This window comes from Novosphingobium sp. (genome assembly GCF_031424035.1).
Classification (GTDB): Bacteria; Pseudomonadota; Alphaproteobacteria; order Sphingomonadales; family Sphingomonadaceae; genus Novosphingobium.
This window is the reverse complement of the sequence record NZ_JANPGP010000065.1, coordinates 23,301-32,680: the sequence shown is the minus strand read 5'-3', so window position 1 is coordinate 32,680 and position 9,380 is coordinate 23,301. Positions and strand designations below refer to the sequence as shown.

The 9,380-nt window shown below is 66.4% G+C and carries 9 protein-coding genes and 1 pseudogene; 2 read left to right on the top strand and 8 right to left on the bottom strand.

Annotated features, from left to right (window positions below; genetic code table 11):
- From RMO89_RS09925 to RMO89_RS09895, 7 genes and pseudogenes are all read right to left on the bottom strand, one after another.
- A pseudogene (locus tag RMO89_RS09925) lies at positions 1-924 on the bottom strand (NAD-glutamate dehydrogenase domain-containing protein); the annotation flags it as partial.
- Positions 925-1,060: 136 nt separating this feature from the next.
- Entirely contained in the window at positions 1,061-2,041 is a 981-nt protein-coding gene (locus RMO89_RS09920; RefSeq protein WP_310532851.1) for an LLM class flavin-dependent oxidoreductase, read from the bottom strand.
- A 2-nt stretch (positions 2,042-2,043) separates the two neighbouring features.
- Complete coding sequence (locus RMO89_RS09915; protein WP_310532844.1) at positions 2,044-2,946, bottom strand: hypothetical protein; 903 nt, start codon at positions 2,944-2,946, stop codon at positions 2,044-2,046.
- A 12-nt stretch (positions 2,947-2,958) separates the two neighbouring features.
- Positions 2,959-3,717: an alpha/beta hydrolase gene (locus RMO89_RS09910; RefSeq protein ID WP_310532849.1), complete on the bottom strand. Its 759-nt coding sequence runs from the start codon at positions 3,715-3,717 to the stop codon at positions 2,959-2,961.
- A 31-nt stretch (positions 3,718-3,748) separates the two neighbouring features.
- Positions 3,749-5,476, bottom strand: a complete 1,728-nt coding sequence (locus tag RMO89_RS09905; protein ID WP_310532843.1) for an alpha/beta fold hydrolase — start codon at positions 5,474-5,476, stop codon at positions 3,749-3,751.
- A gap of 47 nt (positions 5,477-5,523) precedes the next feature.
- A complete protein-coding gene (locus RMO89_RS09900; RefSeq protein WP_310532842.1) occupies positions 5,524-5,715 on the bottom strand; it encodes a helix-turn-helix transcriptional regulator in 192 nt (63 codons plus the stop codon).
- Positions 5,715-6,134, bottom strand: a complete 420-nt coding sequence (locus RMO89_RS09895) for a hypothetical protein (protein ID WP_310532841.1) — start codon at positions 6,132-6,134, stop codon at positions 5,715-5,717. Before RMO89_RS09895 ends, RMO89_RS09900 begins: the two co-directional genes overlap by 1 nt.
- 373 nt (positions 6,135-6,507) lie before the next feature.
- Here RMO89_RS09895 and thrS point away from each other — a divergent pair, with 373 nt between their 5' ends.
- Positions 6,508-8,520 carry a threonine--tRNA ligase gene (gene thrS / locus RMO89_RS09890; protein ID WP_310532840.1) on the top strand — a complete coding sequence of 671 codons (2,013 nt, stop codon included), beginning with the start codon at positions 6,508-6,510 and terminating at the stop codon, positions 8,518-8,520.
- Complete coding sequence (locus RMO89_RS09885; protein ID WP_310532848.1) at positions 8,517-9,251, top strand: sulfite exporter TauE/SafE family protein; 735 nt, start codon at positions 8,517-8,519, stop codon at positions 9,249-9,251. Before thrS ends, RMO89_RS09885 begins: the two co-directional genes overlap by 4 nt.
- Here RMO89_RS09885 and RMO89_RS09880 read toward each other — a convergent pair.
- Complete coding sequence (locus RMO89_RS09880) at positions 9,248-9,376, bottom strand: hypothetical protein (RefSeq protein ID WP_310532839.1); 129 nt, start codon at positions 9,374-9,376, stop codon at positions 9,248-9,250. The genes RMO89_RS09885 and RMO89_RS09880 overlap by 4 nt on opposite strands.
- Positions 9,377-9,380: the final 4 nt, after the last annotated feature.

The window sequence follows — 9,380 nt, the reverse complement described above, 5'->3', positions numbered from 1 at the left end:
GGCGAGCGCGGCGCTGGTCCAGACGCCGGCGTGGATCGACAGCGCGGTGACCTTGCGACCCTCGTAGGTCGGCACGATGAACAGATCAAGCGGGACGCGGCGGTGGACGGTGCTCAGCCGGTTGGACTTGATCACCAGCGGTGCGCGGGGGCGCTTGTCAGCCCCTTTTGCTGATGCTTCGAACCATTCGAAGGCGCGCTTGTAGCTGGGTTCGCCCAGCAGCGGCCGCGCACTCTTGCGGCAGATGCCGAGCGCCTGCGAATAGGAGCCGTCGCGGTGGCGGGTAACGTGGCCCAGCTGGGTGAGCATGCCATCCTTCAGCCAGCGCAGCAGGTCTGCGCCTTCGTTGCTGTCCGTTGCGGCGGCAATGCTATCGGCATCGGCGGCCATGGCGGCCTGCATCTTTGGCCAGTCGTTCACCGCGCCGCGCACGTCAGCCAGCGTTTCGGCCAGAGCCTCGCGCAAGGCGCGGCGGCCCTTGGCGTCGGCCCGGTCGGTTTCGAGGTAGATCATCGATTCGCGCTTGTCGCTCGCATCACCTTTGCCGTCGGGCAGGCCGGCAAGCCTGCCGTCCAAGTCGCGGCGCACGGTCAGTACGGGGTGGACCAGCCGGTCGATGCCCAGCCCCTGGGCAGTGACGGCTGCGGCGATCGAATCGACGAGGAACGGCATGTCGTCGTTGATCACGGCGACGCGCATGAAGCGGTCGGCAGCGGTGCCGCTGACCGATTCGATGGCGATGACCGGTGTGCTTGCGCGGCGGTCGTCAGCAGCATCGAGCAAAAAGGCGGCGGCGGCATCCAGCCCTTCGGCGGAAAAGGCGCCGTCACCGGGCAGGACCGAGGTGGCGAGGCGGACCGCAAGGTCCTTGCGCAGCTTGGTTGCTGTCTTCCCCGATTTATCGGGTGCCGAACCTTTGGCCATTCACTCTCTCCTGCGCCGCTGGACGCCAGCAGGCCAGTAAAGAAATATAATTACCGGACTCTGGTGCAATCTTACGCGGTTCTACGAAGGACTGGTTCCATTTGCAACCAGTTTTGCGCCGCTATGGACCGATGTTCTAGGCAAACGCGGCTGCGGTCAAGGCGAGCGACCGGCAATGCGCGGCGGGATCGTATAGCGCCCCGGCAACCACGATCTCGTCTGCCCCGGTGCGCGCGGCGAACCTCTCGATGCTTTCGCGAACGGTGGCCGGTGAGCCCACGGCGCGCGCCTGATCGAGATGGGCGAACATGGCCTGAAACTGGGGCGCAAGCGTGGCGCGGTAATTCTCGATTGGCGGCTTCAGCTTGCCCGGCGTGCCGCTGCGCAGAGCAACGAAGCTCTGTTCGAGCGAGGAAGCGTGGAACTGGGCTTCCTCGTCGCTGTCGGCACAAACGACGGCCATGGCGGCCATAACGTGCGGCCGGGTCAGCTGGTCCGACGGGGTGAACCGTTCGCGGTAGAGCTTGAGCGCGGCGTCGAGCTGGTCAGGCGCGAAGTGCGACGCGAAGGCATAGGGCAGACCCAGCGCGGCGGCGAGCGAGGCGCCGAACAGGCTCGATCCAAGGATCCACATTTCGACCTGCGCGCCAGATCCCGGCGTTGCAGCGAGCGGCGCGGTGGCATCGCCGGTCAGCAGCGCGCGCAGTTCGACCACGTCCTGCGGGAACTGCTCGGCGGCGCGCATCAGGTCCTTGCGCAGCATCTGGCCGATGCGTCCGTCAGCCCCCGGCGCTCGGCCAAGGCCGAGGTCGATCCGGCCGGGGAACAGCGCGGCGAGCGTACCGAACTGTTCGGCGATGATGAAGGGGCTGTGGTTGGGCAGCATGATCCCGCCCGAACCGACGCGGATGGTTTTCGTCGCGTTGGCGATGGCGGAAATGACCACGGCCGTTGCACCGCCGGCGATGCCGTCCATGCCGTGATGTTCGGCGATCCAGTAGCGGTTGTAGCCTGCCGCTTCGGCGGTCTGCGCTGCCGCGATCGAGGCCGCCAGTGCCTCGGCCACGCCGGAGCCTTCGCGCACGGTGACAAGGTCGAGGACGGATAGCTGGACCATGATCAGTTGGCTTTGGCTGGCGTTGGTGCAGGTGCCGGAGTTGCGGCGGGCGGGGAAAGCCTCGCCATCCATGCCTTGGCCTGCTCGGCCTCGGCGGATTGCGGAGCGGTGGCGATGACCGACTGCCACGATTTGCGCGCGGCATCGTCGCGTCCGGCCATAGCGGCGATCAGCCCCGCCTCAAGCCCGATGCTGACATCGAGCGGATCGAGCCGGGCGGCGACTTCGACAAAGGCCTGCGCCTCGGCCAGCTTGCCCGAAAGGCGCGCGGCGCGGGCGGAGATCGTGAAGGTTACCGGATCGACGGGCAGGGCGGCACGGGCCTCAGCCAGAGCGGCGGCGGCATCGTCCTTGCGGCCCAGCTTGAACAGCGAGGCCGCCGAATCGCGTGAAATACGCCCCGCGAGCTGGGCGTCGTCCGCCTGCTTGGCAAGCGCCTTGGCGCGGGTGAAATGGTCGATCGCGGTGGTGTAGGCGGCGCGGCCTTCAGCGGCGATCCCCGCCCCCGCCTGATACTCGGCGCGGCCACGTGCATCGTCGCCCTCCAGCGCATCGCGCGCAGTGAGGAACGCGGTTTCCGCTTCGGCGAAGCGTTCCAGCGCCAGCAGCGCGGTCGCCCGGCAGCCCAGCGCATCAGTGCGTTCGGCCCCGGTCTTGACCGTCAGTGCCTCTTCAGCCGCCGATAGCGCGGCGACCGGATCGTTGGCGGCAAGGTCATAGCAATTGACCAGCGCTGGGCGCGTGACCGGCTGCTGGAAGGGCTGCTGGGCCGGCCGCGGCTTGGCATCACGCCCCTCGAGCGCCGGCTTGGGCACACGCGCGGAGCCGCCGGGATTTGGCACGGTGAACGGGCCGACCTGGGCCATGGCGAGTGTCGAGGAAATCAGCGCGGCGAGGATGGTCATGGGTGTCCCGGATCAGCCGTAAAGGCGGTCAATGGTGGCAAGCAGCAAGGCGATATCCGCCTCGCGCGACAAGCGGTGATCGCCGTCCTTGATCAGATGCACCTGCACATCGGCTGAACGCAGCGCCTCGGCAAGGCGCAGCGAGGTCTGCCATGGCACGTCGGGATCGGCTTGCCCGTGGATCAGGCGCACCGGACAGTCGATGGCGATCTCAGCGTCAAGCAGGCGGCTGGCCTGACCGTCGCGCCAGAAGCCGGGGTGAGTCGGCGTCGGTTCTGGGCCATAGGGATTGTCCTCGTAGATCGGCCGGCCAGCGGAAAGGTCCGCCTTCTGCTCCTCGGTATAACCCCAGTCGGTAAAGTCCGGCGCGGCGGCGATGCCGACGAGGCCCGCGAGACGCCCAGAGTCCTTGGCGCCCAGTTCCAGCCCGGCCAGCAGCATCAGCCAGCCGCCCATCGACGATCCGGCGAGGATCACCGGCCCCGGGCAACAGGTCTCGATCAGCGCCAGTACTTCCTCGCGCCACAGGCTGAGCGTGCCGTCAGCAAACAGGCCTGAGCTTTCCCCGCAGCCTGAATAGTCGAGCAACAGGCAACCGCGCCCGGTCGCGGCGGCGCGGGCGAAGACGGCCTGCGCCTTGCCGCCTGCCATGTCGGACATATAGCCCGGCAGGAACACCAGCGTCGGCGCAGGGTTGCCCTTGGCCGCCGGTGTGAACCTGAAAGCGATGCGCCGTCCGTCGGGCATCAGGTGGTCCTGCGTATCGATCATCTGCGGCGGCGGCCCCTTGCTCACCGGCCAATCAGGGGCCGGCGAAGCGCTTTTGCAGCCACGTGGTCATCAAGTCGAGCGCGGCCGGGGCGAAAGTTTCCTCGATTTGCTGATATTCGCCGATGCCGCCGGTCTTGGCCGTCTGGAACAGGTGGTTGAGCCCGGGCAGTTCAACGATCGTCACGTCCTTGTTCGCGGCCAGCGCCTTGCGGATCGCGGCGAGGTTGTCCGCCGCCGGAACCTGCCGGTCGAGCGAGCCGTTGATCGCCAGCACAGGCACCTTGATCCGGGCCAGGTTGGGCACCGGGTCATAGTTCAGGAAATAGCGGAACCAGGGCCCACCCAGCCGCGCAGTCAGGATCGATGCGGGCGCATCGGCGGGGAGGCCGAAGTCGGCGCGGGCCTGCGGAGTGAAAATCGCCGCGATCGCCGCTTCGGTTTCGGCATTGTCCTTCGACTTGGCAACTGCGGCGAAGATCTGCGCGAAGACCGGCTCGGCCTTGTCGAGATCGGCCTCGCTGCGGCCCATCTGCGAGCCGACCAGCCGCTGCTGCGACAGCATCAACTGGTCGAGCCTTGTGCCGGGGCCGGCGAGCAGCACGGCATAGGCCACCTTCGGATTACCGGCCATGGCGATCGGGGCGATCATGCCGCCTTCGGAATGGCCGATGAAGCCGATCTTGCCGCTGGCGATCTCCGGACGGGCGGCAAGCCAGGCGAAGGCAGCATTGGCGTCGCTGGCGAAATCAGCCGAGGTTGCCTTTGAGAAATCACCGGTCGATTTGTCCGTGCCGCGATCATCATGGCGCAGCACGGCAAAGCCATGGCGCGTCAGGTGGTCGGCGATCACCGCGAAGGGCTTGTGCCCGGCGAGCGTTTCGTCGCGATCCTGCGGGCCCGACCCGCTGATCAGGATCGCGGCCGGGAACGGGCCTTTGCCTTGGGGCAGGGTCAGAGTGCCAGCCAGTGTCACGCCCGGCGCGGCGGGGTTGGGGATCGACACCTCTTCGCTGCGATAGGGGAAGGGTGCGACGGGAAGCTGGGGGCGTTTGGCGGCGGCTTTCGCGGTGGCAGCCTGCCGCTTGAGGGTGATCGCCAGTTCGGTCTGGCCGGGCTGGGCAAGGGTGCCGGCGAGCGACTGGCCATCGTCAGCCAGCGTGCCAGAGAACACCAGCATGCCGTTCATGATGGTAAAGCGCACCGCATTGCCATCGCGCGCAAGCCCCCGCACCGGCACGCCACTGACCATCTGGTCGGGCGATTCGTAAAGACCGATGGTGCCGGTCGGCGCGGTGCGAAACCGCAGGCCCTGGCGCAGGGTGACGCCATTGAGCACGACTTCACCGCCCCAGCGGCCATCAAGTCCGGCGATCACCGCAGTTGCGGGCGCATCACCCGCCTTCAGCGCCAGCTTCATTTCGATGCCCTGCGTAAACGTGCCGACCCAGGCCTTCTCCGCCTCGCTCCAGGTGCCTTCGTACTTGGCCTGAAGACTCTCCACGGCAAAGGTCAGACGCTCCTTGTCCAGTGCAACACTGGTCAATGGCATCGTCCGCCCGGGGTTCTGGTTGCGGCTTTCGATATCGCCTTTCAGCGTTCCGTCAGCCACGCGCTCAATCCGCACGACGAGCATCAGCTCGCCGATCGGGGTGGCACCGGCACCATGCCAGGTCCCCGCACCATCTGGGGCGGCAAGGGCTGCCTGAGGCAAGGCCAGTATCAGCGCGAACAGGGTAAGGAAGCGGCGCAACAGGGACATGGCAAATCCTTTAACGGGCAGGCTTTTCAAGCCATTTCCGGCAAGCGTCAATCGCGTTCGAAAATCTCTTCGATGGTCAGTCCGAAGACGTCGGCGATGCGGAAAGCGAGCGGGAGCGAGGGGTCGTACTTGCCGGTTTCGATGGCATTGACCGACTGGCGCGATACGCCAAGCTTTTCGGCAAGATCCTGCTGGCTCCACTCGCGGACGGCGCGCAGTACGCGAAGGCGGTTTTTCATCAGCAAGATCCCGCCGTGCCCATGGTCACCTTGTTGAACAGCGCGCCAAGGCCGAGGCCCATCGCCCAGAAGAAGAACGCGCCGAAGCCGCCATTACCGGGGGCGACCAGGTCAAAGTTCTGCAAGAATTCCCATACGGTGACCACCGCCAAGCTGAAGCCGCTGGCAAACAGGCACTGACGCACCAGCAGCATCCGCATGAATTCGTCGGTTTCCTCGACGATGAAGCGCATCACGGCCCAGAACACGCCGATGACCGGCACGGCGGGAGCGAGGGCAAGAACCACCGCGATAACACCAGACGGGCGGTCGTGTCGGAACAGCCAGGTCGCGACGAAAAACAGCACGAGATAGAGCGACATGAGGACGGCAAGGCGTACAGTGTAACGCTTGGCAGCTGGAGACATCTTGCGGGCCATGGAAAGCTCCTTTGACTGAATGACAAGGTCGCTTTACTTTCGAGTCGTGTCGATGTCAATGATCCTTTACATTGTAGGCTGCGCCGGTTCGATGGGCTGTCCTACATTGCCCGGCGCTGGCATGGTCACAGGATGACCCGTGCCGCCCATTTTTGCCCGTCCGCCCGGCCCAGCCGCGCCCCGCGATTGCGCGCGCAGCCCTGCGACGTGTCACCCGTCGCGAGCGAGCCGAAAACCGCAGGAAACTGCGGACCTGGCAGGGCGTCAGCATTGGTGACACGGTGTCACCTCTGTCACCCTGTTCCGGGCGGCACAATGCCCGCACGGAATGCGCGGTTGAGGCGCGGGCGTTCCGTGGCTAAGGGCCTGTGCCATGTCTGAAATGATCACGATCACTCTGCCCGATGGTTCCTCGCGCGAAATGGCGGCGGGCTCGACTCCCTATGACGTTGCCGCCGCGATCGGTCCCGGCCTCGCCAAGGCGGCGATTGCGGCGCGGGTTGATGGTGAGCTGGTCGACCTCACCCGGCCCTTCACCGGCGACGCCGCTCTCGCGCTGGTCACTTCGCGTGACGAGGCGGAGGCGCTCGAACTCGCGCGCCACGACTTTGCCCACGTGCTGGCAGAGGCAGTGCAGGCGCTGTGGCCCGGCACGCAGATCACCTTTGGTCCGTCGACTGACGATGGCTTCTATTACGACGTGATGGCGCCTGCCGGCCGCGAGGCCTTCGGCATGGATGACCTGCCGGCGATCGAGGAAAAGATGCGCGAGATCATCCGCGCCGACAAGCTGCTGCGCCGCGAGGTGTGGTCACGCCAGCAGCTCATCGACAAGTGGAGCGCCGAGGGCGAAAGCTTCAAGGCCGAATGGGCCGCCGAACTGCCTGAGGGCGAGGAACTGACGGTCTATTGGTCGGGTAGCGACTGGCTCGACATGTGCCGCGGGCCGCACCTGCCCTCCACCGGCAAGCTCGATCCGGCAGCGTTCAAGCTGATGCGTGTTGCCGGGGCTTACTGGCGCGGCGATCAGAAGAACGCGCAGCTGACCCGCATCTACGGCACCGGCTGGCTCAACAAGAAGCAGCTCGATGCGCACCTGATGCGGCTGGAAGAAGCGGCGAAGCGCGATCACCGGCGGCTGGGCGGCGAGATGGACCTGTTCCACCTGCAGCAGGAAGCCCACGGATCGGTGTTCTGGCACCCCAAGGGCTTCCGCGTCTGGCGCGAGCTTGAGGCCTATATGCGCCGCGCCATCGACGGCGCCGGCTACCGCGAGGTCAAGACCCCGCAAGTCATGGACGCGCGCCAGTGGGAGCAGTCCGGGCACTGGGGCAAGTACCGTGAGAACATGTTCGTCATCCCCGACGAAGTGCCGAACACCGATGATGATGGCCCAGAACCTAAGGCGCTGATCTCGGGCGAGGCGGACTGGATGGCATTGAAGCCGATGAACTGCCCGGCGCACGTGCTGATCTTCCGCCAGGGCATCAAAAGCTACCGCGACCTGCCGCTGCGCATTTACGAGAACGGCTGCTGCCACCGCAACGAACCGCACGGCGCGCTCCACGGGCTGATGCGGGTGCGCCAGTTCACGCAGGACGACGCGCACATCTTCTGCCGTGAAGACCAGATCATCAGCGAAGTGGAAGACTTCTGCGCGCTGGCCGACCGGGTCTACAAGCATTTCGGCTTCACCTATTCGATCAAGCTGGCGCTGCGCCCCGACCAGCGTTTCGGCAGCGATGCCGATTGGGACAAGGCCGAGAGCGAACTGCGCGACGCCGTGGTCCGCGCCGGCCTCGCCACCGAGAAATTCGGTTGGGAAGAACTGCCCGGCGAAGGCGCATTCTATGCGCCCAAGCTCGAATGGCACCTGACCGACGCGATCGGGCGGACCTGGCAGGTCGGCACGATCCAGTCCGACCGGGTTCTGCCCGAACGACTCGACGCCAGCTACATTGGTGAGGACGGCGAGAAGCACCGCCCGGTCATGCTGCACCGCGCGATCTTCGGTTCGTACGAGCGCTTCATCGGCATCCTGATCGAACATTTCGCCGGCCGCCTGCCGGCATGGCTTGCCCCGGTGCAGGCCGTGGTGGCGACGATTGTGTCCGATGCGGACGGCTATGCCAGCGAAGTTGCCGAGGCGTTGAAAGCGGCTGGCATCCGGGTTGATACCGACCTGCGCAACGAGAAGATCAACTACAAGGTGCGCGAACATTCGCTGCAGAAGGTTCCGCACCTGCTCGTCGTCGGCAAGCGCGAGGCGGAGGAACAGACCGTCGCCGTGCGCACGCTGGGGGCCGAGCACCAGAAGGTCATGCCGCTGGCCGAGGCCATCGCCATGCTCAAGGCCGAGACGACCCCGCCGGACCTGCGGGGCTGATCGCGGGACTGACTTGGGGAGCCATCGCGCTCGGGCTGACGGCCACGCTGGTCGCAGGATTCGTGCGCGGGCTGGCCGGGTTTGGCCTCGCGATCCTGCTGGTCCCGGTGCTGGCGCTGGCGGTCCCGCCGGTCGAAGCGGTGATGATCGGCAACCTGCTGGGGTTCCTCGTCAGCTTCGCCCATATCCGCAAGCAGGTCGCCGATACCGAGAGGTCGGCGTGGATCATCGCCGGGGTCGCCGTGCTGGCGATTCCGCTGGGTTATCTGGCCATGGGTTGGGCCGGTCCGGCGCTGGCCCGGCTGCTGATTGCGCTGGTGGCGATCGGTGCTTTCGTCGCGGTGCTGCTGCCCAAGAAGCCGCATCACAGGCCGGGGACTAAGGAAACCGTGGCGACCGGGATTGCCTCAGGCCTGCTCACCGGATTCGCAGGGATGCCCGGTCCGCCAGTGGTGCCGTACTATTTGCGCCGCGACATTGCCCCGGCGGTCGCGCGGGCCTCGATGATGTCGATCTTCCTCGTCACGCAAGGCGCGGGCGCGACCATCGCGGTGCTGCTCGGCAAGGCGCACTGGGAGGAGCTATGGTTTGCCTTGGCGCTGTTCCCGATGGTGCTGGCCGGAAACTGGCTGGGCACGCGCGCTTTTGGCCGGATCGACCCGCGCGCATGGCGCTACATCGCCGGCGGCGTGCTCGGCGCGGCGGCGCTGGGCGCCCTACTCAAGCTCTAGAAAGGAAAGGCGCGCTCGGCGAAGATCAGCGCCAGCGCACAGCCGGCCACCACGGCAAAGCGCGCGATTTCGAGCGCCGGAAGACGCTGCGGGGCGGACAATGCAAGGGAGACGACTCGAGCCATGCCG